Origin of the sequence: Luteolibacter sp. SL250, assembly GCF_026625605.1 — a bacterium.
Lineage (GTDB): Bacteria > Verrucomicrobiota > Verrucomicrobiia > Verrucomicrobiales > Akkermansiaceae > Luteolibacter.
On the sequence record NZ_CP113054.1, the window covers coordinates 3,994,987 to 4,020,786 of the forward strand.

Below are 25,800 nucleotides of genomic sequence, written 5' to 3' on the forward strand. Positions count from 1 at the left end.
AATCCATGCGATAGATGATGCATGTCCCGCTCCCTCATCCTGCTGACCGCCCTGTCCGCCGCCGCTCTCCTCACCTCCTGCGGCACCAACCGTTCCGCTGCGACCCATCCGCCGTTGAAGACCGCGCCGAAGGTCTCCACCGACCGCTACCTGGGGAAATGGCATGAGGTCGCCCACTTCCCGCAATGGTTCCAGAAAGGCTGCGTCTCCGCCACCGCGGACTACTCCCAGAACAAGGACGGCACCATCGGCGTGCTGAACACCTGCTTCCGCGCGGACGGCAGCCAGCGCACGGTCAGTGGTGTGGCGGAACCGGTGGACGCGTCCAACAACCGCCTGCGCGTACGCTTTCCCGGCAACTTCTTCGCCCGCCTGGCTCCGGTGCCGGAGGATGGGAACTACTGGATCATCGACGTCACCCCGGACTACCGCCATGCCATCGTCGGCACACCGGACCGCCAGTTCCTCTGGTTCCTGTCCCGCTCCCCCACCATCCCGCAGGCACGGTTCGACCGCATGAAGGCCATCGCCACGGAACAGGGATTCGACCTCGGAAAACTGGTGGTGGACCAGCACACGCGCATCACCCGTTGATGGTGGCCGGATGCGCCGTGGATGTTTCAGGTGGAGGATTCCTGGACAGGATCGGCGTCGAAGAAGATTTCACCGGATGCGGAGATCGCCGTCGCACCTCCCACCTTCACGGCCACCTCACCATCCCGGCGGGTCCAGGAGACCTCCACCTCGCCTGTCCTGTCGATCTCCCGGCCTTGTTGCGCGAGGTAGGATGCGTGGTCCACCTCCGGATAACAGTGCCTGGCGAGATAGGCGGCGACCGATCCGTTGCCGGATCCGCACACCGGGTCTTCCATCACCCCCTCCCCCGGGGCGAAGGTCCGCACCTTCAGCCGCAACCCTGGGAAAGATCCCGCGCGCGCGAACACTGTCATGCCCACCGCACCGAGCGACGCGCACGACGCGCTGATGAGGCCGAAGTCCGGCCTGAGCGAAGCGACCGTGCTGAAGTCATCCAGCTCCACGATCAGCCAGTTGACCCCGGTTGACACGACCTCCGGCGGCGATGGCGGGAGCTGCCCGGCAGCGCAGCCCAGCATCTCCGCAATGGCCTGCTGCCCGGGATCCACCGGCCGGTGGGCCGGGGTGGCCTGGGTCATGGTGTAGGTCACATTTTCTCCGCTGCCGGACACCTCCACCGGCACGATGCCGATGCCGCACTCCTGCCTCAGCAACAATGCCGACCTCAACTCCGGAAAGCGGTGCTGCACGGCCCGCGCCGCCGCGAGCGTGGGATGCCCCGCAAAGGGCAGCTCGCTCCGTGGCGTGAAGATCCGCACGCGGTAGTCCGCCGCCGGCGATGTTGGAGGAAACAGGAAAACGGTCTCCGAAAGGTTCATCTCGCGGGCGATCCTCTGCATGGTCACCTGTGGCAACGCATCGTCCGCGCCGAACACGACCGCCGCCGGGTTGCCGAACAAGGCCCGCCGCGAAAAAGCATCCACTTGCAGAAATTCCAGATTCATCCGTCCGTTGCCGGTTGGGTTTGGCCGCCATCCTACCGTGGCAGGCACCACCGGTCAAAAGCACGTCGCGCTTTTTCCAGCATGACCAGTTCCCTGCGCTCCAGGCTGTGGTACATGGAGCTTCACCGGACAGCGGAGGACGGATCTGTCACAACAGCATCTTTCACAGGGGATAGGCGCACATGACACTGTGGGCGGAAGATGCGACCGCTCCGGAACGCCCTTCCCTATCTCCTCCTGCCTGCGGGCGGCCTGCTCGCCGGCTGGGCCACCGCCCCGGCGGGCAACGCTGGCGGCGGGAAAGATGCAGGCGGTGCCGCCGCACGCGAGATCCCCGTTTCCCCGCGCATGCGGGAGGCCCGCGCGGCAGGCGCGCCGATGACCCCGGACCAACTGCTGGCGGAGGCCCGGAGGCTGGCGGACGCCCCCGCCAAAAAGAGCCGCAGGACCACACTGGACGAGACCATTTCCGGCTGGACGGACGCGGAAGTGGTGGCAGCGCTGGAGCAGGCGGCACGGGAGCCGGACCTGCTGCTGGAGCAGGACAGCATGGCGGGTGACCTGCTCCGTTCATTCTCGAAACGGGATCCGGAAAAGGCGATGCGGTGGGCGCTGGAGCAGCCATTGCTGGTGCGGCGGAAATTCGCCGGGCATGTCCTCTCCGCGCTGCTCCCGGGTAGGTATGACGAGGCCCTGGCAATGGCGAAGGCCCACCCGGACCTCTTTGATGGAAAGGTGCCGACCAACGTCGTGCGGGCCGCGGTGACCGGCTCCGCGAGGCAGGGGGCGGCGGCGTTCGTCTCCCGGTTGAGGCAGTTGATGGAGGATGGCTCCGCCCCCTTCATGGAGTTTCCGGACGATGTGGGAAAAGGCTTCGACTTCGCGGCGGCGCTGGATTCACCGGACTTCGCACCGCTGGCCTCCCACAAGCTGAGGGACTCCATGATCCACGCCTGGGTGCGGGACGAGCGGGACGCCGCCTTCCGCTGGGTGCTGGAGAAAGACGGCCCCGGCAGGCTGGGCAACCTGCTGGACATACGGCGGAGCCACGCGGAACTCACCGGGCAGGTGAACTGGATGGCGGGAAAGCTGGAGGCGCTGCCGCAGGAGGAGTGGCAAACATTCCTGGACTCCACCAGTCATTCGCTCCACCACCGGGAGGGCCACGCGCAGCTCTGGCTGGAAGCCCTCCGTGAGCCGGTGGTGCGGGAGTCCTTCCGCGACGTGGCGGTGAGCGCCATTTTCTCCGGCGGCCCCACCCTCATGGAGCGCGGCCTGAAGGCACTGGACGGCCTGCCGGACGGAGAGGCGCGCATCCGCAGGCTGGAGACACTGGTGCAGGAGCACACCGGCTACCGCAGCCGGCCGGACCCCAGCTCCGCCGCCATGCTGCGCGGGAAGCTGGAGCAGTGGGGCGCGGATCCCGCACGCGCTGACGCCATCATCGGCAGAATGAATCCACAGGAACCATGAAACCCCTTTCCCGCAACCTCCTCTTTCTCGCCCTGCTCTGCGGCGGCATCCTGGCCGGGCGCGCCATCCCATCGTCCGGAGCGGCACACGCTTCCACCGCAGGCACCTCGGAAGAAACGCACGCCAGCAGGCCGGATCGGCCCACCGCGCCGGAGATGCGGCGCACGCTCGCCACGCTCCACGCCCGCGTGAAGGCCGGGGAAACCGGACCGGCGGATCTGGCCCGGGCACTGGCGAGGGTGAAGACGGACACCTTGAAATCCATCGTCCTGGAGCAGTACGACATCCTGGCCGCGATGACGGAGGGAGGAAAGGCCCGCCAGCCCCACCAGGATCTCCACACGGCTGCCATGGAGGAGCTGTGGGCCCGCGAGAAATCATCCGCTCTGGCGTGGGCGGAGACGCTGGAGGAGCCGAAGGCGCGCGCCATGATGCAGAAGAGCCTGCTGCGCCGCGCGCTGGAGGAGGACGTGGAAGCCGCACTGCCATGGATGGCGAAGTACCATGCGGAGAACGGAAAGGCCGGAACCTACGATGAGTTCAAGACCATCGCCATGAAGGGCGCGGTCAGCCGCGGGGCGGACGCCGTTATCCGCGCCCACGCCGCCTTTCCGGATGCCGGTGGCTACCATGCCCTCCGCGACACTATCTTCCCGGAGGACTTCGACTTCGCGAAGCTCAACGAGGCATTGGGCGCGAAGGTGGAAATGACGAACGTCCTGACCCGCTGGGCGCTCCGTGACCGGGATGCCGCATGGACCGCCATGGAGCAGCGCATGGCCGCCATGAGGGGCAATCCGGAACGGGAGATCGGCGACGGGTTGATGAAAGCCGTGCTCGTCAGGGATGGCGAGGATGCCGGTGTCGCGTGGATGATGGACCGGCTTTCCGCCATCTCGGACCGGGACGCCATGCGGCACGAGCGGATCCTCGCCGGCATCATCGTCAACAGCAACCTCTCCACCGATGGCATCCGCGTGATCTCCGGAAAGCTCACCCCGGAGACGCGCGTCCGGAACGCGAAGTCCGCCCTGCTCTCCCGCCCCAGCCACGCGTCCACCGGTGCCTTCCTGGCCGCGCTGCCGAGGGAAGATCTCATCCGCACACTGCAGGAGGTCCGGCAGATGACACGCGGCGGAAGCACCACCGGAGCCGCCCAGAGGGAACGCAGCTTCGCCGATATGGGCCGGCGCTTCCACCTCACCTCCGCGGAGATGGAAACCATCAACGGAGAAACGGCGGCCCAATAGGGCAACGCCGCCGGAAGCCATGGAATAGCCCCGCCTCCAATATCAAATCCCCCATCCTCTTCATCTGCGTACATCCGCGTTCATCTGCGGTTCAATGAATCCTGTTAGGAACGTCTCCTTCCGCGGAGAGCGTCTTCCGCCTTGCCATCCATCGTTCCGTTCCGCAGGGTTCCATTGTTCACATGATCACCCGTCTTTTCTCAGCCGCCCTGCGCGGAGTCGATGCGCAGGAAGTGGAGGTGGAGGTCAACGCCCGCGGCGCTGACAAGCCGCTGATCATCATCGTCGGCCTGCCGGACACTTCCGTGAAGGAGTCCTCCCAGCGGGTCACCTCCGCCATCTCCGCCTCCGCCCTTTCCTACGCGGACGGGGTGAACACCGTGAACCTGGCCCCCGCGGATGTGAAGAAGGAGGGTCCGTCCTTTGACCTGCCCATCGCCCTGGCCATGGCCGCCGCGAATGTCCTGCAACCGTTCAACGCGGAGGACTGCTGCGTCGTCGGGGAGCTGGGGCTGGACGGCACCGTGCGCCCGGTGAAGGGCGTGCTTTCCATCGCCCTGGAGGCGAAACGCCGCGGACGGAAACGCCTGCTGGTCCCGGACGCGAACGCCGCGGAAGCCGCCATCGTCGATGGCATCGACGTCATCCCCATCCGCAACCTGCGGCAGGCATGGGACTTCCTCCAGGGGGACCACATCATCCCGCCGTTCAAGTTGGACCGCCGTGCGTTCTTCGACTCCCACCGCAGCTACGACATCGACTTCGACGAGGTGAAAGGCCAGCACCACGTGAAGCGCGCCCTGGAAGTGGCCGCCGCCGGCAACCACAATCTCCTGATGGTCGGCCCGCCCGGCACCGGCAAGTCGATGCTCGCCAAACGCGTCCCCACCATCATGCCGGACATGACGGAGGACGAGGCGATCGAAACGACGAAGATCCACTCCATCACCGGACTGCTGGACCCGAAGCGCGCCTTCCTCACCACCCGTCCGTTCCGCTCCCCGCACCACACCATTTCCGATGCGGGCCTGCTCGGCGGTGGCACCAATCCCGGCCCCGGCGAGGTCTCCCTCGCCCACCACGGCATCCTTTTCCTCGACGAGCTCCCCGAGTTCCGCCGCCAGACGCTGGAAGTCCTCCGCCAGCCGCTGGAGGACGGCACCGTCTCCATCTCCCGCGCCGCCGGGTCCTTCCTCTTCCCCGCCCGCTTCCTCCTCGTCGCCGCGCTCAACCCCTGCCCGTGCGGATTCGCTCTCAGGAGATCGCGAAAAGACGAGGGCCGAAGATGGCCGAAAATTAATATCCAGCCCGGAAACGGAGTTCTGCACACCTAGGTATTGACCATTTGAACAGCGGCAGCATAATTCTGCCATGCTCGCAGAAGCAGTTTCTCCCGACCGGCTGGATAGGAATCAGATTCAAAAGCGGATTGAAGTAATGTGGAATCACTTGTTCCCAAGGCGAGAAATTCCACTCCTCGAATATCCGGTGGAGGAAATAGCAACGGAGCTCCAGAGAAGGCGGCTAGTGGAGTTTGTTTATGATCAGGAACTTCCCGCGCCATTTGGCCGCCAACGATACGGAGAGTTCACCGTTTCTCCGCACAACAAAATCTTCATTCACAGTGGCTTAGATCCGAAAGGAGCGCGCTTCAAAGCAACGCTGAGCCATGAGATCGGCCATTACGTCCTGCACCGAAAATTTCTGAGCAAATCCACTTTCATCTCGTCCTCCCCGAAAATTGCGACTGACGAGGAGCTAGCTCGGTATGGCAGAAGGGCTGGTATCTCGGATCTGCATTGGGCCGAGTGGCAGGCAAATGAGTTTATGGCCTCCGTATTGCTTCCGCGCACGGGCTTGATGTATCGGATGGCTCGAATTCAAAAACAGTTGGGTCTGCATGTCGGACGAGTCTACATCGACAATCAAGGATGCACCCAGGCAGACTCTGGTTTCATTTTTGCGACGATCGCAATGGAAACCATGATCCAGTTCCCGATCGTCTTTGCCAGGATGAACGCTCTGGGGCTCGTCAACGACAAGCGGACCAAAAGAGCAAAGGGAACTCTTGGAGACGAAGTAACGAGCACCCTGCAAGATTTTGTCCGATCTCTAGATTGACGACCTGCTGATGCCGAACGCCGCGAGCCAGTCCTCAAGGCACCCCACAGCCCAAAGTCACCTAGCGCAGTCTGGATGGTTGCACTGGTGGCCGGTTAGGATTACGAACAGGGCCTACTTCTTGGGAACACTTCTCCTATGACTTTCGGTGAAATTGTTATTCTCTGCTCGCAAGGGGTGATCACTCTCGGCGCAATTGTCTGGGCTTCATACTTCAAGAAACGCGCAGAAAATCTGGCGACGATCGACGATCTGAGGCGCATGACCGAGATCCCTGAAGGCGTGAAATCCAGACATGTTCGAGCAAATGCTGTTCACAAAGCGCAATTCGATTTGGAATTCGGCTTTTATCAGAAACTTTGGATAGAAGGGCATCATTTGGTCACCCTCTATGGGGAATCCGGGCACCCTGAATTCGACAATGTCGAGCACCTCCGTAATCTGCTTGAAGCTACAAACGCATTCGATCAGCTGTTGCTAAGCGCGGGCCCATTTATTTCCGACGAAATTGGAAGGAGTTTCCATGCGCTCCCTTCTGCGATCAGAGCAAAATCGAATAAATCCCATGAGATCTGGCGTCAAACCATGGAAACCTTCAACAAGACAGGAGCAATGATCAAGAAGCGCATTGCAGAAATGCACGTCCTCGATTGAAGTAAGCAGAGTAAGATGCGACGGATTTTTGGACCGTGTTTTGGTTGAGCGGTCAGATGGTGCTAATCCGAGAAGTTGGGATTCACGTTCATCGCCACCAGTTTACAAACTCGCTCCGGTGAGGCGGCGAGATTCAGGGTGGCTGACATGGCTCCAGGAGAGCTTCTTAGAGATGTTTCGCGTATTCGTCGATCTGAATTGCCGGCACAGTTCCCATTCGCTGGAGCAATCTGGTGAGGGTGAGCACAAACGACATGACCGCGGTGTCGGGGCGACTGATATCCCAGTTGAAGGAGGCGGGTGTGCCGTTGGTGATCTCGAAAGCTCCGTGCCTGGCTACACAGCCCAAGTTTAAGGCCCTGTCTCCGCTCAGCCCCTGGAGATATCCTTTAAATTTCGCCCCCATGGGTTCTTTCCATTTGCAATCCAAGGCGAGTATACCGGCCAGAATCGGAGGCGGAGGCTTGGGAGTGTGGATATCTCCACCAGCTTGGACAATTCGCCCAGAGGTGCGCTTTAGCCTACGTACACTTTCGGCCTTGTCACCGGCGTAACCGAGGTATTTCGGAGTGATTTCTGGCTTCACCTCGAAAACGGCATACACGCTTTCCGCAGGGATGTAGGCAATACCTTCATGCTCGAAGATAAAAAGCGAAAAATGTCTATCGAAGATTACTAGATCCTGCTGCTGACTGAGGGTTCCGTCCGAGTCGATGACGAAGGCGCGTTCAACCTGATACCGTGTTGGCAAGTAGGTTCTTAGCATCTTTATCCACCGGAGCTCCGTGGCGTCGCCTTTCGCAACCGGATGGGTGATCAGCTTACGGGATATTCCGAGGTTCGCGATCAGGCCCTTCTGATAGCCTTCGAACAACTCGCTGAGCGAAGGTGGATTTTGAGTCTTTTTCTTGGCCATTTTTCAGGAAATTGAGAATCGGCTTCCAAAAACTTCGTCACGCCAAATCCGGAGTGCTCCGCCCACGTTCCCTGTCTTCGCGAGATAAATGGCCCGATCTACCGACTGCCCAGTTTCAGCAAGCACCTTTCGAGCGTTCTTACAAGCGGCGGCGTCCATTCTATCCGACACAGGTGGCCCCAATCCTGCAGGATCATTCCAGGTTTCCGAGATCCTAGCTTCCAGCGCTGCAAACAGCGCCTTCAGCTCATAGGGATAACCGCCCGAAAATGGCCCTTTCAGGAGATCGATTGCCATCACCTCGATGAGGAAACTTGGTTTGATCGGCTTGCCTTTGTGCTCGTTCCACTTCTTGGCCATTTTGACAACAGGCTTCCACTTGAGATCGAAATCCTTATTGCAGGCGGTGGCTTTGGCCGAGTGAATTTTAGGGTTGGTGACGGCCCAATCGCCCTCGCTCTGAGGGTCTGCAATCTTGTAGTTATCTCCTTCGGTGAAGGCCGGAACCACATCGATGCTCATAACCTTGTCGTCGTCTTCATCACCACCAAACCTGACCTGAACGCATCTGCGACCGATGGAAACTTTATCCTCTCCATACTCTGGAACCAGCGCAACCCTCACTGCCTCAAGTAGATCCCTTGAGAGCTCATCGAGCCTGTGACGTTCCTTGCTCCCGAGAACCACAAAAATATCCACATCCTTGAGAGGCTTGGTTTTCGTATGCCTCGCGTATGAACCCGCGAGAAAGTCGTCCTCAACGTGAAAATTCTCCGACATCACCTCGCGAACTCGCTTCTGTCGCTTGCTGGCGTCATTCTGCTCGCCGTCGGTAAGTTCAAGACGGGACTTAAATTTCTGAAATGCTTCGTCGATTGTCATTATTTTGACCAGTAGCTGGTTCCTGCCCCAAGATGTGTTGCGCCGATAGTGGTTCCAATTGGGCGTTTGGTGAAACCGTCGGTTGAGAGGTATAGAGCGGAAGACCAACCACTGACATCAGGTCGACCGTCCTTCGTGTTGGCGATGACGCGGTATTTGCAGGTGGATGGGATGGCTCCTGCCTTCTTAATGGCAAATTTGATGGCATCGACATCCGCCCACAGATCACCATCGTCCCCGGTGGTGTAAGTGTAGCTGATGTCAAAATCCCAACGTCCGACCAATGAAGAAGTCCCCGTGTAAATCTCCAGAGTCACGGTATTAAGGTGCCTGGTCTCAAGCCACTTGCCGATACCGGCCTCCAGCACCTTCCAATCGGAAGTGAGTTTATCGAGTGACAGGCCGCTCAGCAGAATGATCCTCTTGAGACCTGACAGAATATTGTCAGTCACGTGCGTGACACTATGCGAGTAGGTGTTAACTTTAACGGTGGTGCTCATAGGCGGTTGAGGGCGTCGAGATCGATTGAGGTTGATGGGATGGAGGCTGCTTCGACCGCTACTTCACTTCCCGATTTTTCGATGCCGGCTTTCGAGTCGTAGGCCTTGATCTTCGTCGACTTCTTCTTTAGTGCGCCTTGCGCCCAATCCAATTCATCGGCTGGGAATGGGACATGGATTTCCCAAGATCCCTCCAGTGGTTTTACTGGAAGCGCATCTTCGTTTGCGTCGTCACCAGTGACGGCCTCATCGCCATAGAGGCAATAGAAACGAATTCGTGGTCCCTTGCCGATGACGATGATCGGTGCCTCTTTTGGCACCTTATCAACGATTGTTGAGGCAACAATTCCGGCGACTCCACCAAGTTCCTCAAGCAGAGCCTTGTCTCTGTGGCACAGTAGGTCCGAAATTACCTGCCATGTTTCTCCTGCTGGCCGGTGGGGAGCAGAACGGATTCTGCGAGCAATTACTGAACTCATGATTTTTGGGGGGGATTTTCGGAAAATACGGTTTCCAGGTGACCGATGGTCAGTGAACCAGGGTTCGACGCGAGCGAGGTATCCAATGAGAGGGCTAGCAGGATCCGTTTACAAATAGCGCGGCCGTCCATCCCTTTGCTCACTTTGACCAGCTTTTTCAGATTCGGTTGAGTCCGCAGGGTATTGATCTCGTTCCATACGGAGCCCAAAGTTTTCAGTGTATCGTCGATAATTTGATGACGAGCGGCGTCCCCTGGAACATCCACGAACGTCATGAAGTCCGTACGAGAGACAAACGCTTCATCAAGCGCCTGTTGAAAGTTACTGGTACAGATGAATATGATCTCAGGATGTGTGGACGCGATTGCGTCGAGACCTGTAAGAACAGCGTCGGTTGCCCTATGCACATCGAGTGGGTTGGCCTCCATACTGACCTTCTGGCGACTGGCAGCCATGGTTTCCACCTCGTCGAGAAGCACTATCAGCGGCCCTTTTGCTGCTTCTTCGACAATTGTTTCCCGGAAGAGCTTCATCACTTCCTTCTGACTTTTTCCGAGCGCGGAACCGGTCAAGGCATGCGGGTCAATTTCAAGAAGCCGCATTGGCTTTTTCCCTGTGATGATACTGGCCGCTTTGGACGCCACGGCCTTCGCAACCGAAGTCTTTCCCGTACCGGGCGGGCCATGAAGAAGAATTATGCCGTGAACAGGCAGGTCTCCGGGACGAAATTTCGATCGGAGTAGGAAGGTCAGAACGATTTGGGACACCAGACGCTTCTTCAAATCCGTATCGAAATGAAGATGATCGTAGAGGCGTTCAAAAGGCGCGGCAGGGAGGATATGGGACGATGATATTGCGGGGGAACTCACTCCGTGCGTTTAGCAAGATACGTTCCTCTCTCAGTTAGAATGCCATTAGATACTGCTTATGAGGGAAATACAAAAATGACAAACAGGCATCCCAAGCTCCCGCATTGTATATAAGTGTGCCAAAATGACGCGCAAGGAGCACTTTTGGCGCGCCACCTCGACTCATTTGATCAAACCCTGATTACTTTGTCCCTTCAGCACGTTAATCGATACCCGGCGCAACATTTGTTTAAATATTGGCATTTTATATCTAGGGACCTTCAAGGATCGCTCTAATTGGGACTTCCGAACTTTGCGGATCGCTACGTTACTCAGCCGAGGTAAACCGAAAATCTCAAGATCCTGAATTTCGTAAAGAGCTTTCGTTGGCTGCCAAGGCCGACGGTGTTGCCATTTGATCCTCCATCTCCCCGGCACGTGGATTCAGCATTATGTCCGTTATGGTAAGTTCCGTATTACCGGCGGTAGCCTCTTCGTCCTGAATAGGGATTCACGTTTCCGCGACTGCTGAAATTGTTCGCCCTTAAGGTGTCGCCCCGGGTGCGATAGTGCGCTCCGACCCGCGTTCCCCCTTTTGTTATATAGCTTTCCACCCGTACGACACTGGGGTTGGTAGGCCCGCTTCCTGAGGTGCTGCTTCGAGGTGCCATTGTGAGGCCGTGGGGCGCATAATCGCTCTCTTCGATTCCATGTTCTTTCGCGAACTGCCTCATCTCTGCCATATGGCCCCTCATCTCGGGTTCGGCATCTTGCCCCGGTCGCCTTTTGGCTTTCAGGTTGCGAGATCCATCCACCCAGTCGATGACCTTACCGCTCCGAAAAGTGACGGATGAAAATTTGTAGCTCCAAACGACTGTTCCCCGGTAGGATACGTCCCTCTGATCGTCGGGAGCCCCCATGATCGCTTTCACCTCGTCCATCGACGATCCCATGCCAAATTGACCTCCTCGGAGGCGGACATGATCACCATTGTGGGATTCTTTTCCTTTGGAACCTACCGTCGTTCTCCGGGTTTGCTGATCCGCCTGCAATCGTCGGCCAGAATTGTTCCCTTCCTGCTGAGCACATGAACCAAGGAAGATAAAGGCCAGCGAACAGATAAGGGGAAGCGACTTCACACCCTAATATCCACATGGGACGCCACCCTCCTTCAAGGAAAACCAAGATCGACATTATTTGGCATCTGCTAGATCTTGCGTTCCCCGAATCTCTCGCATGGCTCGCCGTCCTCCGCCACTTCCACGCTCCCGCCGGAAAAAGGGAATTCGTCCCGGCTTTGCGGTCTGCGTGATTCTGGGGCTTCTGGCGATCGTGCTCGGATCTCTCAGCCAGTCGCCTCCGCCGGACGATTCTTCCGAAGAAACACAGGGCACCGCTCCCGCCGTACAGGTCCAGGAAGACGGACTTCCTCCCGGCATGACGAGGGCAGGCCCGGGGAATCCCGTCGAGCTTCTCCAATCGGCATCTTCCAAGCCGGCCAGGACCGCCAGCCTCACTGGCAAGGTGATCAAGGTAGCGGATGGTGACACCATCACAGTTCTGGCCCCGAACAAGGATTGGGTTAAGGTCCGGCTGGAAGGAATCGACGCCCCCGAAAAGAGCCAAGAGTTCGGCGAAGCGTCCCGGCTGGCACTCTCCGCTCTCGTCGCAAGCAAGATCGTGGATGTCTTCCCCACCGGGAAGGACCGATACGGACGAACTCTCGGATGGATCGAAGTGGACGGCATCGACGTCAACCGCCGGATGGTGGCGGACGGATGGGCGTGGCAATTCACCAAATACAATTCGGAAACAAAGCTCGCGCAGCTACAGAGGGATGCCCAGCGAAACCGGAAGGGACTGTGGAAAGCCCCGAACGAACCGATGCCACCATGGGAATTCCGAGACCTCGGCTCCGACCGCGTCACCCGGCTCGTTCCAGAGATTCCCGCTGCACCTCCTGCACCATCCAGACCGGCGCAAAGTTCAGGTCGCTCTTTCCCGCAGCCGCCCTCTCAGGCGAAGTCCAACCCGGGAGCGCGTGACTACTGGATCAATTCCAATGGAGTTCGGCACAATTCTGGCTGCCGCTGGTTTGGTAGGACGAAGTCGGGGCACTACGGCGGGAAGAATGAAGGCAGGGCTTGCGGGCAGTGCGGAGGGTAGGCGATCCGGCGGGGAAGGGCCTTGACGCACCTGCTTCAATCACACCGTGCTTACCCCACCAATTGTTTCTCCACCCGAAGCCAATGCTCACGAGAATTGGGCGAAGGCCATCAGGCTATACCGCATTTGGGGCGGGGTGGCACCCCTTGCCGGTTCGCAGCTACCCATGAATTTTACAAATTGGCAGAACCTCTACGATGAGGGATTCCGCCATGTCGTCTGCCTTTGCAGCCATAATCCAAAGTATGATCCCTCCCCGCTTCAGCTCTCGATAGCAGTGGAGCTAGACGATCTGGCGGAGAGATCGCGCCCATTTGAACCGGCCCAGGAAGCGAGGAGGATCAAAGAAGTCGCCAAATGGGTCGTGGAACGCCTTCACCGAGGCGAAGGGGTGCTGGTGCATTGTGCAGCCGGCCGCGGCCGAACCGGGACGGTAATTGGAGCCGCTCTGCGCATGCTCGGTCATCCCGCCGAAGAGATCATCGATCACCTCGATCAGGTGCATTGTCTAAGAAACGCCAAAGAATGGCCGGAGGCTGAGTGGCAGGCAGATCTCCTCCGAAAAATGGAGTCTCCGTAACGTTGGGTTGATGTAAGAATTGACAGTTTTCGGATTAGGCAATCCAACAAAAAAGGAGCACTTCCTTTCGGAAGCGCTCCTATTATTATTGCCCAATTGTATCAGTCTGCCGACTGGCCGTAACCTTCTGCAAGCAGTTCCGCCATGTTCGCGACCTCCTCTTCCGCTGTCCACTCGTCGGAGTAGACGAAATCGAATGATTGGCCGTACACGTTGATAACCCATTGGAGGTGATCCCAGCACTGACGGATGTCGGCGTGCGAGAGATCATCCTTCAAGAAGTAGGTGCTGTGATTGAGTTTGAACTCTCCATTTTTCGCGTCGACGTGAGCCCGAACAGCCGCGAGGTGACCGTTGAGGCGATTCGCGAAGTCAGTCATCTTCGGGATTTCTGCGGACGTTGCACGACGGTGCAAGAGGGCAGTGCAAACCAGCAGGGCCGGATCATCGTAGACCTCGAAGGTGTACGTCTCGTCGCTGGAGTACTTCGGGACAGTCACGATACCCACGTCCGGCACGTAGTGGTTCTTGACTTTTTGCTCCTTCAGGAAGGAGCGGATCATCTTGTAGTCTTCACTGATTTTCATATTATTTAATCTAGTGGTTCAACTCGCCTGAACCTCTGGCGTTTCTGGTCCAACTTTTGGACCGAAATTATCTCCCTAAGAGCACGCACCCTAAACGGGTGGGTATCTCGAGTTAGGGCTCACCTCACGCACTGAGCCGTGAGTGCAAATTCACGTCATACCCAAGTGGACTATCCTGAGAGCAGATCAGCGCGGCGGGATCGAATCCCGGGAATCGTGCCTGCAGTTTAGCCAACAGCCCATCAAGCTCAGGCGTCCGGTAGAGGCACTCGAAGGTTACAATGCTTTTGGTACGCTTTGCGTTCTCCACGTCAGCGATGCTCACATCAACACCAGCTTCCCGCATTGCTTTAGCGAGCGCTTGGTTTCCGAGGTTATTGGTGAGTCCAAGCAGGTTACGAACGTGTGCCCTCAGGAACATTTTGATGAGAGTTCTTGCTTGCGGGAGTCCGCTCCTTGCAACGCTAAGACCACTCAATGGATTGACCCCCAGATAGCTTTCGAAAGCCACGACATCCTCCATCGTCATTAGGACCGCATCCCTGCTATTTTTTCGTTTGATGAAGTCCAACCACTTTCCGCGGATGAATTTGTAGGATTCAAGCGAAGGGAGGGGACGGGTGTTGAAATAGACGTGATCGACATTCCGGATCGACCGCATTCCGAATTCACCCGCCACTCCGGAGCGGAGTCGCTTCCAGTCAAACTCCATCCGCGTGGTGATCAACATGACCTTTTTGTTGAGATCAACCCGACCACCACTCTCGAAGATTTCTCTCAAAGACCGAAACCGTTCCACCCAATCCTTGGTATCTTCAGAGTGGCGATTGATGAATTTTTGGATGATGTACTCGTTGGGATCTCCAAAGTGAGCACTCGGAATCGAGATTCCCGCTTTTGCAAGCAGCACCCCTGGAATTGCAATGCCGTCCCCCGGCTCGATGGTTGCCTGTCCCCTGGTCCTCCACGCGAGCACCTGGTTCACTTGATGCTTAAGTTCCAAGAACGAAGCAGCCGCCGGATCCAGTTGCCGACGCGCCTCAAGAAATTTCTTTCCAAGAACTCCCTTCACTGCCGCAGCTTCGACCACCTCCTTTGGCGCGTTTGTGATGAAACCGTCTGTTGTGACCGACAACACCATATAGGCCTGCGGCAGGTTGTTGAGGATCTCGGCGATAACCGCCCTGATCAACGCTGTAACCTCTGTCGCGATGAAGGGCATCGAGATGGGCGACTTTCCAAGTGATTTCGTCAGGCCGGAACGCGGATCAAAGCGCCGTTTGTCAGTGATTCCTTGCGAGAGTTTCCCGTAAATGGAGTTCCCAATGGTCTTATACAGCATTTCCTGAGGAGAGCCCTTCAGACCTAAAGCCGAAAGTTGCGCGCGTTTGTCCGTGATGTATTTCGAGATCAGTCCGAAAGGCCGACTACCAGACTTCCTGGGAATGTGATAACCAACACCATTGAGGATCTTGATCCTGGCTCCCAAATTCCGTGCCAAGGCGATCTCAGTCCCACTGGCGATAGTCTTTCCTTGGAGGGGAAAGATCAGCGCATTCTCAGCCCTCACCGGAAGGCACGGGAAACGGGTCTCTTCAGGGAAGGAGAACTCCACGCTGGCAGCACTGTAGGCATCATGGGAAAGATCGTCGAAACTCCGAACCTCCCGCGCTTCGGACCACAAGGGCGTGTCCACCATGCTCATGGCAGTGACGTAAGCTCCGCTGAGGTCGAAATCGTTCCACTCCCCTCGCGGCGATGCACCGAAGTAAAAAGTCTCGTTACGTCCACCGTAGAAAGCGGCGGAAGCGAGGTGGTCATAATACCAGCGGACATCGTTGACCCGCTCATATGTGAAGCCATCGGAATGCTCTTCCAACTCCTTGCCCAGCACGTCCATCCGGTCCACCCCCTCTTGCAACCATTGCTGGAGAGTCAGTTTGGAAGCGATGCCTCCCAGTGTGGATGGAGGTTTACTCTCGCCGAAAAGCTCCTGACTGAACGTGCAGCAGAACAGGAACCACTCGGCAGCAATCCGCGCATCAACCAAAGCATACTCCTCGAACTTCTTCGGATCTTGTTCGGAGAAGGACCGCATGTCTTCGATTGCCCCCTCAGGAAGTTCGACTTTGGGGATACCAAGCAGTTCGCCGAGGCTAGCGAGCTTCCGTGCATTATCAGGAGCCAGCAGGGTGGTGTCGAAAAGCTCCACCACGGCGGTCTTCTTGTTACGGGATTTGTCGTAGAAATTGACTTTATATCCGCCTTTGAGGCTGGCTTGGGTGCGACCGACACCATCGAAATGTCCTTTGATCTTATCGTAGTCAGCCAGCGAGGTAAGCTCCGGCATCGACCAATGGGCAACCAACTGGATGCGTTTCGGAACCTTTTGGAGGACCCCTTCAGCCATTCCTTTCTGAACAACGCTCTCGATCACCGTTTTAAGGGTGAGACGTTTTCCTTTCTTCATCATGGCGATCCAGTCGTAGCGTCCGCCGGCGGCCACCACGTGGGCCTGATATGACACGACATCGTTCTTTCTGAAGGCGCGTTCGAGGAACTTAATCAGATCGTCTCCGGGACCTGCTTTGAAATCTTCGAGGGCCGGGAATGCCGTGTATTCGGTGTCCAAGCTAATCGTGAGGATCTCGTCGGGAGACAGCAGTTGTTTCTGAGGGCGGCGGTTTTGTTTGGCAGTTGTCATGTGCCAACACCCTGGTCGGTTCGTCCGAACCCCTCCACGGCAGCCTAAAAATATTCTTTTAATTTGCGTGCCCTTGACGTTTGAATACTTTTCTGATTATCGCGCCTCACTTCTCAGTCTTTGTTCCTTGATGCCAGTATGACCAATTCCGCCACGTCAGAAATCGATGACGACACACGGACCCGAATTTGCGCAATTCTGGCCCCCCAGCCTTTCGAAGTTCAGAACGATAAAGTTCCACTTCACAGACTTTCCCAATATGCTCTAGCAGATTGGAGTCTCCGGCGTGCGTGCTTCAATGGATTGATCTATTCCCAACTCACAGAGTTCTTCACCGAACGCGTCACGGACAAACAGAGGATGATGAACGAGGAGTTACGACTCGTCGATTCTGATCAAAATAACATTGAAGTTTCAGAGATTCTGATTACCAGGCAAACGATTGATGAGGGCGAGATCTCGGGCAATCTCGCAGAAAACATCGATAGAGGTTACGGAATAGAACTAGCGGATCCCTACAAAGGATTGGACCCGAAAACCCTCATATCGCTGGCACGAAGGCAACTCTCCGAATTTGCGAAACTCGCTTTCTCAGAGAACAGGTTCGGCGCAAACGACCCCCCTGAGCGTTTGTGCTACGTTTTGAATCGATATCAACTGAGTCCAACCAACGGCCATCCACTAAAAGGGTTCTCGCTGGTATACAGGACGATCGTTGTTCGGATGATCGATGCGTTACGGATACTCCGCTCGCGTGGAGTTGTGAGGAGTGTTGATGCCCAGATTTCCGCAAGTCTCGACCAACTCATCGTCCGCGATGAGGCAGTGCTGGATACTGGATCTTTTGAACAGGAGGCCGCTTTTTGGAAATCCGCGGACTTACAATATATCGTTCAACGCTTTGGGAAGACCATCAAGAAAGTCCTCCGGGACAGGACCAAGGCGCCTAATCATGATCTTGGAACTCTATCCACGTTCATACCAATTCCATTCATAACGTTGGATCTCAAACACAAAGACCTCGAAGGGATCAGAACTCAGGCCCTGACGATCATTAATTCCCAAGAGATGGAGAAGATGTCCGAATACAGAAACCATGCCCTGGACATCATCTTGTCAATGTCCGACAGCTTCTACTCAGGCCCAGGCAACCTGGATGTCCGTGGCTTTCTAGGCAAGGGTGGTGATGAACTCCGCAGGAATCTAACATCGGGTTTGAGCCGCCAATACGAATTTCTCGCTGCAGCTCTAAAAAGGGGCCCCGGCAAGGAGATCAGAAGCACAGTTCCGTGTCGGGAAATCTACCTTTTGGACGCCTTGGTCAAAGTGTGGGAGGAACTTGGAATAACCAGTCCAAACATTCGGTGAAACTTGAGAGCCCATTTTTTTTTTCGCCGCTGATGAGGCCTGGCTTGTTCTCTCCTCCTCTAGGGGTCCTTTACTTCCCGGGTAGGTTCCCAATCCCCGGGGGCATCTGTGGATGCCAACGAAGGCGGCTTTCGCTTGCGCTGCCCCTTGCGGGGGCGGGCGCGCTTTGCGACGCCGTCGGGGACCCCCAATGGCTACGGGACCCAAGAGAAGTGAGATGCACAGAAAGAACGCCGGTATGCGAACCAATGGTGGGAACGGAAGAGGCGCACTTGGTGTCCGCCCCCCCCTTCGATTTCAGCAAGCGTAGGGCCGGGCTGGAGGCCAGCAGGATGACCCAAGTGAGTCGAAAGGCTGATGGGAGCGCCCGGTTCGGATTAGATTTGGGTTCAGCGGTTCAGCGAAAACTCCATCTTCTGGAACGAAAGCGATCCTTTGATCGTAGGCTTCAAGAGCCGCGATTCCTTGAAGCGTAAGGATTCCGTAAAGGTTCTCATTTGGTATACCAAATAACCATACTTACGGAACCAGGCTCGTCGATCCTTCGGAGATGCCATGGGTGGACTCTCGTTAGTTGTAGCCGTTCTTGGTATTCTCCTCAATTCGGATTCCTCGGTGGCTCCTCTGATATTCCTCCCTGTGCGTGAAGCCTTCCGAGTGCCCTCTGGAGGCATCCGATGGCGTCGCACAGCGCGCCCGCCCCCGCAAGGGGCAGCGCAAGCGAAAGCCATCCTCCTCGGCCTCTCCTAAAACTTCCCGTCGCATCGAGTCTGGTTTGACGCCGATCCTCCAAACCCAAGGACAAATCGATTTCGGATTTCTATTAATCCGATGAGCTTCCTATTCCCCTCCCGAAAACATCCTGCCTTCGCGGCACTTGGTTCGTCGACGCTAATCCCATCAGAAACTTGTGTGACTGGAGGTCCTCATGTATAATGGCAGTTTGGCCATTGCTCTCCAGTCCCCCGACGAATCCTCGCTTCGAGCAGTGACGCTTGTCAGAGTGAGTACTGCCGATCAGGCCTCGGAGGATAAGGCTGGAATGGATCGACAACGGGTCGAGACTGCTCGAATCGTCCGCGACAAAGGATATCGAATCGTCCACTCCGTCGAGCTTGTGGATGTCAGCGGAACGGCGACGGCCTTCGCACCGGAAATCCAGGAAATGCTCATGATGGCCGGACGTCGGGAGATCGATGTGATCGTAGTGGCGGAAATGAGCCGGTTGATCCGCCCCGACGATTTGAGCAACCTCGCTCTCCTCGATCAGTTCCGCCGAAATGGAGTGGTCATCGACGCGGGAGGAACCGTGCACGACGTGGACGATCCGTCCGGATTCCTCGCAGGAGGGCTTCAAGCTCTCATCGGTGGATTCGAGAGGAAACAGTTGCTGCAAAAAATTGCTAGGAGCAAAGAAAGTGCTCGTGCTGCCGGGAGAAATCCAAGCGCCGACATCACGCTTCCCCTTGGACTATCCTATGATCGAAAGACCAGCACCTATCACTACAACGGCGAGGTCTCCAAGGTGCAGGAGGCATTCCGGCTAATCGACGGCGACTCAGGCCTACGTAACGTCTCGGAAATTGCCCGCCGAGTCGCCATCGAGCCGGCTACGCTAAGAAACATCCTCCGTAACAAAGCCTATATCGGGATCCGGGAATACACCCAGAAGAGGGACTTGGCTGTCAAGGTCATGAAGGCAGGGGCCCGGCAGGGGGATCGGCCGAAAGTAGCCCGGCGGCCTGAAGAAGTTATCCGCGTCCGCATCATCCCGCCGGAGAAGCAGGCAGTCTCCGATGAGCAATTTGACCGCGTTCAGCAGATCCTCGCTGGACTGAAAGACTTTCACGCCCGAATCCAGTCCGCCCGGGAGAAAGGGGGCAATCTTCTCGCTGGAGTCGGAAGGTGTGGCTGCTGCGGACTCCGCCTCTACGGGACGACCACCTCCAGAACCAGCAAAGACGGACAAACCAAGGCTCGTGGACATTACGTGTGCTTCAGCCATTCATACCACAATAAGGGCAGCGTGCAGCCATGCGGGTTTGGCTGGGCAGTGAAGGACAGGGCGGAAGAACTCGTTTCTGCATTCACGTGCGCTCTTCTGGGAGACGAGGACTTCATCCAGAAGACCCTAGAACACGCCATGTCGAAGCGCCGGGATCTGATCCGGCTGCCGGATTCCGACGACAACCTTCGCTCCCGGCTGAGTGAGATCGATCGAAAGGACAAACGGATCATCGATTCCCTCGTGGCGGAAGTCCTCAGTATTCCGGAGGCCAAACAGGCGCGAGCGCGTCTGACAGAGGAACGCGAGTCGATCCTCCGGGCACTCCGGGAAAAGGAGAACCAGAAGGACACCGACCTGGATTCCGTCAGCTCCCGCTTGATGGACCGAAAGGACGCCTGGCTTGCGCTGGAAACCACTCCTGACCGGAAGGCCTTCCTCGCCACAATCTTTGCAGAGCTGTACGTTCAACACAGCAAGGAACAGGGTCTGGTGATCTCGGGATTCCGCTTTGCTCCCGGTTTGATTCCGAAAGGCGACGACCTTTGGTCGGCGGTTTCCGAGATCCCGGTCACGCTGGCGGTGCCATTCCGGATCGGCAATCCTCCTGACAACCGTGAAATCGGCGAGAACGAGCGACTCTGCAAACGGTGCGATTCGATTCTGCCACTGGAATCCTTCTACAAAGCGAACCGGTCGTCCTGCAAGGCCTGCCTCGGAGAGATCTCGAAGAAGCGCTACCTCAGGAAGAAGGAGCCACGCTAGGGACCTTGGGGTAAAGGCACGGACAAATGGGGTTTGGCATTCTTACAGGGGATGCGAACAAGCGCCTCAACTACCCCGACAGCCGACCGCCGCTCCGAAATTGCCGATCTGATCCGCAGTGCCTACGACGATCTCCGCAGATGCCTCCGATCCCCCTACGTCGACGGTACCGAGATCTACCGAACACTTGTTAACCTTGGACATGATCTGTCCGGCGACGGTCCGGAGATCGTTTCGGAGACTCTTGGGTGGAAGTGCATGCGTCTGCCGGTAGCGAACATCGAAGGGAAACCCAAGCACTACCTCCCATTTATCGAGCGTTCCCCAGGCTTAGGTGTTGGAGGCATCGCCGGACAGGTGGCCGCTTGCGTGGGAATGATACAGGAGTTTGCCAAGGCCGATTGGTGCACCGCTCCCTCGGTCCTGGAATTGTGAAACTCCGTCATCTTGATCTCTGCTTCCCCTCCCACCCCCGAGGGTCTGATGCTCTTCCAATATCTGCCTATGAAGCCACGGCGGCTGCGTTCCGGGGGAAGCGGGGCTCATTATAACCTCCGGTGCCACTTCGCGTGGGTCGACTGAACAGAACGCGCTGCCGCTGTTATCATACGAATGTCCGTTCGCCCGGTAACAGAAATTGTGTCCCATGTTGTAATGTTTCCATGAACGACGAAGGGAAATGGGTGGCCTATTACAGGGTCTCGACGGTGAGACAAGGGGAGAGCGGGCTGGGGCTGGAGGCGCAGCAGGCCGCAGTGGAGGGTTTCCTCCGTGGGCGGGGTGCCCTTCTCGCCGAGTTCGTGGAGGTGGAGTCAGGGAAGAAGGTATGCCGCCCCCAGCTCGACGAAGCCCTCAGGCTCTGCCGGAAGACGAAGGCGACGCTGGTGATCGCGAAACTGGACCGTTTGGCGCGGAACGTTCATTTCATCTCTGGCTTGCTGGAGGCCGGAGTGGACTTCCGTGCCGTGGATGCGCCATCCAAGGACAGGTTTATTCTCCACATCCAAGCAGCCTTCGCGGAAGAGGAAGCACGACGGATTTCGGAGCGCACGAAGGCAGCCCTCGCTGCTGCGAAAGCGAGAGGGGTGGAGATCGGTACAACCGCGAAGGCCCTTGCCGTCAAGTATCGCTCTGAGGCAATTGACAGGGCACAGGATTACCGTAACACCATCGATTCTCTGAGGTTACAGGGGATCACTACGGTCCGTGGTATCCGGAACCATCTGAATCTCTTGGAGATTCCTTCTCCCGGTGGCGGGAAATGGCATCTTCCTAACACGAGCAAGCTCATTTCCCGGCTGAGACAGGGCGTGAATTCATCCTGAGCCCGAATTCCCCCGGCTAATTCGCAGCTGGCTTGACATCTGTGATGCTATGATGGCGAATATGAACCTCATTGAAGCACTCTCCGATTCCCGCCTCGAATCCGAACGCCCATCCATCCAATCCTGTGCGGAGAAACGCTCTCCTGAAGAGAAAGCTGATTTGTATGAAGCTCGCAGGTGCATGCTGTATCTGCCCCAGCAGGGCACTCACGGTGGGTTGAGCGCCAAAATCGCGCGTGAATGCGATTGCTCCCGGCACTACGCGCACATCACGCTGTTCCCCGAAGATCCTAGGAAGCTGTTTGGTAATTGTGACAAGCAGCGACTGATTTGGCACACGATGGCAAAGTTGGTTCGCGCTAACCCACTCCTGGAACCAATGAGGGAGGCCTTTGTTTCACTGGAGACAAATGGCGAAGTGGTCCTAAAAACGAAGGTTAGCCATTTCAAGTTCTTCGTGAACCGTGCCGAGGAGAGGGGGATTCGTGTTTCTGTTGTCGAAGAACTGAACACATCTCCCCGTACCTACAAGATCATCAAGGCTGAGCCGTAAGAAATCGGCTGCATAGATCCGCTTTCCATGGCTGGAGTCAAATCTCCTGCCATGGAGTGCGATAAATGCGTTCATTATTTCTGTTTGGTGACCGGGAAGCTGCCCTTGTTGTTCGCACCGGAAGCATAGATTCCCCTGCCCTCCGGAAGCATCTTGAGGATTCCAGATTTCCCGTCAGGATTGGTCACCTCGACCGTCTGGGCATCCAGTTCCTTCCATGTCCCTTGACCCGTCCACGCGGTGAAGGTGGCTTTTCCGTCAGACGAGAGAACCAATTTCTTGTTGTCTGGCCAGACCCATGTTACAATTCCGGAAAGGGAGGAAGAGACACCGCTTCGATTCTTAATCAACCTATCCACTTCGAGCGATTCTTCCAACTTGCCTGCGGTTGTTAGTTTTTGGAGTAGCCTGGACAGCTCGGCATCGTATTTGGCTTCCAGCGGGCGGATGACGATTTCTTTCTGACGCTCATGCTCCGCCAGAACGGAATCCAAGGTTTGGGAGACGGCGGATACGGCGAAGAAGAGCGAAAGCAGCGCTACGGTGGTTTTCATGGAGTGGGGGCATTGGCGGAGCAGATGGTCATCTGGAGCGCAATACATTGACTTTGTGTCCTTTGTTATTTGATCCCGTGATGTTGTTTCCATCGGGTGAGATGGTCAGCTTGTCCACGTAGCCCCCGCTGTCCCAGATCATCGTGAACTCTCCTTGGTCGGCGTTGGTCCAGTTCCATTTTCCTCCGTCCCCCTTGCTGACGGTGAAGCGACCATCGCTCTGAATGGTGACGACGCGATCCGTCCCCCATGCCCATCTTCCGATAATCACCGAGACTCGCCCATGAGTGCGGAATTTGAGAAGTCGCTCCACTTCGAGCGATTCCTCAAGCTTCCCTGCTGCGGTGAGCTTCTGAAGCAACTTCGTCAGCTCAGCATCATACTTGTCTTCCAGTGGCCGGAGGATGGCTTCCTTGGCCCGCTGGTGGTCTGCGATTACCGAATCAAGGGTCTGGGAACGTCCGGCTACAGAAAGCACCAAGGAAAGGCCGACAACGACGCTTTTGATCATTACTGGATTTTGATTCATCGGCGGACGGGATATGCGACTTTATCCAGAGAGTTATGCTGCTTCCACTTGGCGGTCTCGCCGGACTCTGAAAGTTCGAACCATGCCTTCTTTCCGTTGGGCATGGTGATTTCAACCTTTCGGTCATCAAGCGGACGCCAAGTTCCCCGTTTATCCCAATCTGCGTTGGAAACCAGACCATCCTCACGGAACTGGATTCGCCTACCTTTAATCTCCCAGACCGAAGGCCCAAACTTGTAGGGCTCCTTGGGGGATGCGATCCCCGGCTGCGGAAACCGCTCCTTGAGAACCGCATCAACTTTGGCGGCTTCTTCGAGCTTCGACTCTTTGACCAGCGATACCTTCAGGGTTTCCAAATCCTTCTTCAGCTTCTCATCGAGAGGCTTCACCAAACGGGTCTTCTCCCGTTCGTAAGATTCCCGCAAGGCGTTGAGATCCCCGGCCCATGTGAGGCCCGAAGCTAACATGGTCAAAATGGTAAGGTGTGTTTTCATAGATCAGATCAAGCGTGGGGTTTGTTCCTGCTTAAATAAAAGAGACCTCCGACCCCTACTCCCCAACAAACTAGGGAGATCAGATAAGACGGCCAGTCAAAGAAGGTGTCCGTGATGAAATTGTCGAAACGCCCAAAGAGCCAATTGATAAACATCGCCGGGCTGAGGAAGAGCGCGAGAACAGAGAGAAATGCACCGAGCAGAAGGAAAAGATAAGCGAGATTCTCCCGATAGGATTCCAGATCCTCGCCACACATAGGACATCGGTCGGTATTCAACGAAACCGGCCTCTTGCAAGTAGGACATCGGGGCGCGTTGGACATCAGTTTTCGAGCTCTTGGACCAATGTTACCAAGCGGGCTTTCTCTGCGTTCATCCCCGGAGCCTTCTTCTCGACGTTCTGGATGACACGCGACGCATCCATGCACTGGTGATAGGCCGCTGATCCCTCCTTCACGGGAACCTTCTTGAAATTGGTGAGCCGATTGATGGTGTCGGTCGCCTGCTGGAACCGCTGCCTCTCGGTGGCGATGTTTGATTCCAGTGCCGCCAGTTCTGCTTTTGCTTCTGCAAGGCGGACGGCTTTATCAGGCGAAGGCACTGTTTCCGACAGATTCTTCTTCTCCGAAGGCTTCATGGGCGTATCCGGGACCACCTCTTCCGTTCTCGCATTCTCTATCGGCTCGATTCCTTGCCCGAGCTTCCGACGAGTTTCCTCTGCCTCCGCAGCAATGGCACGCTCCTGTTCCTCTCGCTGCCTGAGGCGCTCCTCCGCGCCCCTGCGGTTGGACTCGGCCAGTGCCGCCCGCTCCTTCTCCCGACGTTTCTCGTCCTGCCGGACCCGCTCCTCAGCCTTCCGCTCTTTCGCTTCTTCGATCTTGGCCTCGGCCTGTCGCTTCTCCATTGCCTTTTGGCGGGCCTTCTCGGCCTCTTCTTTCTGCCAGCGCGCGGAGTTCGCCATGCGCTCTTCGTGATCCTTGGCCTCCGCTTTTTCCTGCTTCTCGCGCTCTCTCTTGGCGTCTTCGGTTTCCGGAGGGGGCGGTGTCCGAACAGCATGCAGAGTAGGCTTCTCCCCGATGTTGAAGCGCCAATCTCCGAATTCATCGCGACTGAGGTAGATCGGATAGGGAAAGTCCTCGAACTTGATGGGATACAGGAGGGTTCCGACCGGAACCCCTCCGCCCCCCAATGCCTCCAAAACCTGGCCGCGTTTAAAGGGCATATCGATGTATGTGGTGTTCATCGTCCAAGCGGCGCGGCGGATCGTCAGGTCCGATGGATGACCATTCGCCAGTTCCAGAATCTCTTCGGAATCCCTATTGCCTGGGGGCGTGCCGGAGCCGGGGGAAGTCCGCTCTTTTTCGCAAGAGGACATCACGAGGAGGCCAGCAGTCGCGAGAAGAACGGAGATTCGCGAAAAATGCGGGCGACCTGCGGTCGGGGAGGAGGGAATGAGGGGCATCGGGAAAAATACATCACAACCGTGAAGTATTTGTCAAGTTGGGC

24 protein-coding genes are annotated in these 25,800 nt (G+C 57.0%); 11 read left to right on the forward strand and 13 right to left on the reverse strand.

Annotated features, from left to right (window positions below):
• Positions 1-21: 21 nt before the first annotated feature.
• The gene (locus OVA24_RS17390) at positions 22-594 is read left to right on the forward strand and encodes a lipocalin family protein (protein ID WP_267671387.1); all 573 of its coding nucleotides are present in this window, start codon (positions 22-24) and stop codon (positions 592-594) included.
• Between the two features lie 26 nt (positions 595-620).
• On the opposite strand, the gene OVA24_RS17395 is transcribed toward OVA24_RS17390, so the two are convergent.
• Complete coding sequence (locus OVA24_RS17395) at positions 621-1,541, reverse strand: PhzF family protein (protein ID WP_267671388.1); 921 nt, start codon at positions 1,539-1,541, stop codon at positions 621-623.
• A gap of 201 nt (positions 1,542-1,742) precedes the next feature.
• Between OVA24_RS17395 and OVA24_RS17400 the strand changes: the two genes are divergently transcribed.
• From OVA24_RS17400 to OVA24_RS17420, 5 genes are all read left to right on the forward strand, one after another.
• Complete coding sequence (locus OVA24_RS17400; RefSeq protein ID WP_267671389.1) at positions 1,743-3,014, forward strand: hypothetical protein; 1,272 nt, start codon at positions 1,743-1,745, stop codon at positions 3,012-3,014.
• Positions 3,011-4,264 (forward strand): hypothetical protein, encoded by a 1,254-nt coding sequence (locus OVA24_RS17405; RefSeq protein ID WP_267671390.1) that lies wholly within the window; start codon positions 3,011-3,013, stop codon positions 4,262-4,264. The genes OVA24_RS17400 and OVA24_RS17405 overlap by 4 nt, the downstream gene beginning before the upstream one ends.
• A 182-nt stretch (positions 4,265-4,446) precedes the next feature.
• A complete protein-coding gene (locus OVA24_RS17410) occupies positions 4,447-5,598 on the forward strand; it encodes a YifB family Mg chelatase-like AAA ATPase (RefSeq protein WP_267671391.1) in 1,152 nt (383 codons plus the stop codon).
• Positions 5,599-5,635: 37 nt separating this feature from the next.
• Positions 5,636-6,385 (forward strand): ImmA/IrrE family metallo-endopeptidase, encoded by a 750-nt coding sequence (locus OVA24_RS17415; protein ID WP_267671392.1) that lies wholly within the window; start codon positions 5,636-5,638, stop codon positions 6,383-6,385.
• A 138-nt stretch (positions 6,386-6,523) separates the two neighbouring features.
• The gene (locus OVA24_RS17420) at positions 6,524-7,039 is read left to right on the forward strand and encodes a hypothetical protein (RefSeq protein ID WP_267671393.1); all 516 of its coding nucleotides are present in this window, start codon (positions 6,524-6,526) and stop codon (positions 7,037-7,039) included.
• 166 nt (positions 7,040-7,205) lie between these two features.
• Here OVA24_RS17420 and OVA24_RS17425 read toward each other — a convergent pair whose 3' ends face one another.
• Genes OVA24_RS17425 through OVA24_RS17445 form a run of 5 tightly spaced genes read right to left on the reverse strand, consistent with a single transcriptional unit; the run spans position 7,206 to position 10,685 of the window.
• A complete protein-coding gene (locus OVA24_RS17425; protein ID WP_267671394.1) occupies positions 7,206-7,955 on the reverse strand; it encodes a DUF6602 domain-containing protein in 750 nt (249 codons plus the stop codon).
• 3 nt (positions 7,956-7,958) lie between these two features.
• Positions 7,959-8,837, reverse strand: a complete 879-nt coding sequence (locus tag OVA24_RS17430) for a CBASS oligonucleotide cyclase (RefSeq protein WP_267671395.1) — start codon at positions 8,835-8,837, stop codon at positions 7,959-7,961.
• Positions 8,837-9,337: a hypothetical protein gene (locus OVA24_RS17435; RefSeq protein ID WP_267671396.1), complete on the reverse strand. Its 501-nt coding sequence runs from the start codon at positions 9,335-9,337 to the stop codon at positions 8,837-8,839. Before OVA24_RS17435 ends, OVA24_RS17430 begins: the two co-directional genes overlap by 1 nt.
• Complete coding sequence (locus OVA24_RS17440) at positions 9,334-9,816, reverse strand: CBASS system Cap8 protein (RefSeq protein WP_267671397.1); 483 nt, start codon at positions 9,814-9,816, stop codon at positions 9,334-9,336. The genes OVA24_RS17435 and OVA24_RS17440 overlap by 4 nt, the downstream gene beginning before the upstream one ends.
• The gene (locus tag OVA24_RS17445; protein WP_267671398.1) at positions 9,813-10,685 is read right to left on the reverse strand and encodes an AAA family ATPase; all 873 of its coding nucleotides are present in this window, start codon (positions 10,683-10,685) and stop codon (positions 9,813-9,815) included. Before OVA24_RS17445 ends, OVA24_RS17440 begins: the two co-directional genes overlap by 4 nt.
• A 1,311-nt stretch (positions 10,686-11,996) precedes the next feature.
• Between OVA24_RS17445 and OVA24_RS17450 the strand changes: the two genes are divergently transcribed.
• Positions 11,997-12,830, forward strand: coding sequence for a thermonuclease family protein (locus OVA24_RS17450; protein ID WP_267671399.1), 834 nt, complete (start codon positions 11,997-11,999; stop codon positions 12,828-12,830).
• A gap of 283 nt (positions 12,831-13,113) precedes the next feature.
• On the opposite strand, the gene OVA24_RS17455 is transcribed toward OVA24_RS17450, so the two are convergent.
• The 3 genes from OVA24_RS17455 to OVA24_RS17465 all read right to left on the reverse strand — a co-directional run bounded on the left by OVA24_RS17455 (position 13,114) and on the right by OVA24_RS17465 (position 16,701).
• On the reverse strand, positions 13,114-13,335 hold the full coding sequence (locus OVA24_RS17455) for a hypothetical protein (protein ID WP_267671400.1): 222 nt from the start codon (positions 13,333-13,335) through the stop codon (positions 13,114-13,116).
• A gap of 176 nt (positions 13,336-13,511) precedes the next feature.
• The gene (locus tag OVA24_RS17460; protein WP_267671401.1) at positions 13,512-13,997 is read right to left on the reverse strand and encodes a hypothetical protein; all 486 of its coding nucleotides are present in this window, start codon (positions 13,995-13,997) and stop codon (positions 13,512-13,514) included.
• Between the two features lie 124 nt (positions 13,998-14,121).
• Entirely contained in the window at positions 14,122-16,701 is a 2,580-nt protein-coding gene (locus tag OVA24_RS17465) for a DNA polymerase type-B family protein (protein ID WP_267671402.1), read from the reverse strand.
• Positions 16,702-17,061: 360 nt separating this feature from the next.
• Between OVA24_RS17465 and OVA24_RS17470 the strand changes: the two genes are divergently transcribed.
• The 4 genes from OVA24_RS17470 (at position 17,062) to OVA24_RS17485 (ending at position 22,717) form a co-directional block, all read left to right on the forward strand.
• Positions 17,062-18,069: a hypothetical protein gene (locus OVA24_RS17470; RefSeq protein ID WP_267671403.1), complete on the forward strand. Its 1,008-nt coding sequence runs from the start codon at positions 17,062-17,064 to the stop codon at positions 18,067-18,069.
• Between the two features lie 943 nt (positions 18,070-19,012).
• Positions 19,013-20,839: a recombinase family protein gene (locus OVA24_RS17475; protein WP_267671404.1), complete on the forward strand. Its 1,827-nt coding sequence runs from the start codon at positions 19,013-19,015 to the stop codon at positions 20,837-20,839.
• Between the two features lie 662 nt (positions 20,840-21,501).
• Entirely contained in the window at positions 21,502-22,164 is a 663-nt protein-coding gene (locus OVA24_RS17480; protein ID WP_267671405.1) for a recombinase family protein, read from the forward strand.
• 61 nt (positions 22,165-22,225) lie between these two features.
• Complete coding sequence (locus OVA24_RS17485; RefSeq protein WP_267671406.1) at positions 22,226-22,717, forward strand: hypothetical protein; 492 nt, start codon at positions 22,226-22,228, stop codon at positions 22,715-22,717.
• Between the two features lie 74 nt (positions 22,718-22,791).
• Here the strand turns inward: OVA24_RS17485 and OVA24_RS17490 are convergent, their stop codons facing one another.
• The 4 genes from OVA24_RS17490 to OVA24_RS17505 form a co-directional block, all read right to left on the reverse strand.
• A complete protein-coding gene (locus OVA24_RS17490) occupies positions 22,792-23,271 on the reverse strand; it encodes a hypothetical protein (protein WP_267671407.1) in 480 nt (159 codons plus the stop codon).
• Between the two features lie 28 nt (positions 23,272-23,299).
• The gene (locus OVA24_RS17495; RefSeq protein WP_267671408.1) at positions 23,300-23,800 is read right to left on the reverse strand and encodes a hypothetical protein; all 501 of its coding nucleotides are present in this window, start codon (positions 23,798-23,800) and stop codon (positions 23,300-23,302) included.
• Positions 23,797-24,294 (reverse strand): hypothetical protein, encoded by a 498-nt coding sequence (locus OVA24_RS17500; protein WP_267671409.1) that lies wholly within the window; start codon positions 24,292-24,294, stop codon positions 23,797-23,799. Before OVA24_RS17500 ends, OVA24_RS17495 begins: the two co-directional genes overlap by 4 nt.
• A gap of 322 nt (positions 24,295-24,616) precedes the next feature.
• Positions 24,617-25,669, reverse strand: a complete 1,053-nt coding sequence (locus OVA24_RS17505; protein ID WP_267671410.1) for a hypothetical protein — start codon at positions 25,667-25,669, stop codon at positions 24,617-24,619.
• Between the last annotated feature and the right edge of the window lie 131 nt (positions 25,670-25,800).

What these genes read in the sequence shown, in the direction of transcription:
- OVA24_RS17425 (WP_267671394.1), bottom strand. Translation starts at nt 7,955, where the DNA reads ATGGCCAAGAAAAAGACTCAAAATCCACCTTCGCTCAGCGAGTTGTTC.
- OVA24_RS17455 (WP_267671400.1), bottom strand. Translation starts at nt 13,335, where the DNA reads ATGCACCTGATCGAGGTGATCGATGATCTCTTCGGCGGGATGACCGAG.
- OVA24_RS17435 (WP_267671396.1), bottom strand. Translation starts at nt 9,337, where the DNA reads ATGAGCACCACCGTTAAAGTTAACACCTACTCGCATAGTGTCACGCAC.
- OVA24_RS17405 (WP_267671390.1), top strand. Translation starts at nt 3,011, where the DNA reads ATGAAACCCCTTTCCCGCAACCTCCTCTTTCTCGCCCTGCTCTGCGGC.
- OVA24_RS17505 (WP_267671410.1), bottom strand. Translation starts at nt 25,669, where the DNA reads ATGTCCTCTTGCGAAAAAGAGCGGACTTCCCCCGGCTCCGGCACGCCC.
- OVA24_RS17460 (WP_267671401.1), bottom strand. Translation starts at nt 13,997, where the DNA reads ATGAAAATCAGTGAAGACTACAAGATGATCCGCTCCTTCCTGAAGGAG.
- OVA24_RS17465 (WP_267671402.1), bottom strand. Translation starts at nt 16,701, where the DNA reads ATGACAACTGCCAAACAAAACCGCCGCCCTCAGAAACAACTGCTGTCT.
- OVA24_RS17400 (WP_267671389.1), top strand. Translation starts at nt 1,743, where the DNA reads ATGCGACCGCTCCGGAACGCCCTTCCCTATCTCCTCCTGCCTGCGGGC.
- OVA24_RS17490 (WP_267671407.1), bottom strand. Translation starts at nt 23,271, where the DNA reads ATGAAAACCACCGTAGCGCTGCTTTCGCTCTTCTTCGCCGTATCCGCC.
- OVA24_RS17485 (WP_267671406.1), top strand. Translation starts at nt 22,226, where the DNA reads ATGAACCTCATTGAAGCACTCTCCGATTCCCGCCTCGAATCCGAACGC.
- OVA24_RS17395 (WP_267671388.1), bottom strand. Translation starts at nt 1,541, where the DNA reads ATGAATCTGGAATTTCTGCAAGTGGATGCTTTTTCGCGGCGGGCCTTG.
- OVA24_RS17410 (WP_267671391.1), top strand. Translation starts at nt 4,447, where the DNA reads ATGATCACCCGTCTTTTCTCAGCCGCCCTGCGCGGAGTCGATGCGCAG.
- OVA24_RS17415 (WP_267671392.1), top strand. Translation starts at nt 5,636, where the DNA reads ATGCTCGCAGAAGCAGTTTCTCCCGACCGGCTGGATAGGAATCAGATT.
- OVA24_RS17420 (WP_267671393.1), top strand. Translation starts at nt 6,524, where the DNA reads ATGACTTTCGGTGAAATTGTTATTCTCTGCTCGCAAGGGGTGATCACT.
- OVA24_RS17480 (WP_267671405.1), top strand. Translation starts at nt 21,502, where the DNA reads ATGAACGACGAAGGGAAATGGGTGGCCTATTACAGGGTCTCGACGGTG.
- OVA24_RS17500 (WP_267671409.1), bottom strand. Translation starts at nt 24,294, where the DNA reads ATGAAAACACACCTTACCATTTTGACCATGTTAGCTTCGGGCCTCACA.
- OVA24_RS17495 (WP_267671408.1), bottom strand. Translation starts at nt 23,800, where the DNA reads ATGAATCAAAATCCAGTAATGATCAAAAGCGTCGTTGTCGGCCTTTCC.
- OVA24_RS17470 (WP_267671403.1), top strand. Translation starts at nt 17,062, where the DNA reads ATGATGAACGAGGAGTTACGACTCGTCGATTCTGATCAAAATAACATT.
- OVA24_RS17430 (WP_267671395.1), bottom strand. Translation starts at nt 8,837, where the DNA reads ATGACAATCGACGAAGCATTTCAGAAATTTAAGTCCCGTCTTGAACTT.
- OVA24_RS17390 (WP_267671387.1), top strand. Translation starts at nt 22, where the DNA reads ATGTCCCGCTCCCTCATCCTGCTGACCGCCCTGTCCGCCGCCGCTCTC.
- OVA24_RS17440 (WP_267671397.1), bottom strand. Translation starts at nt 9,816, where the DNA reads ATGAGTTCAGTAATTGCTCGCAGAATCCGTTCTGCTCCCCACCGGCCA.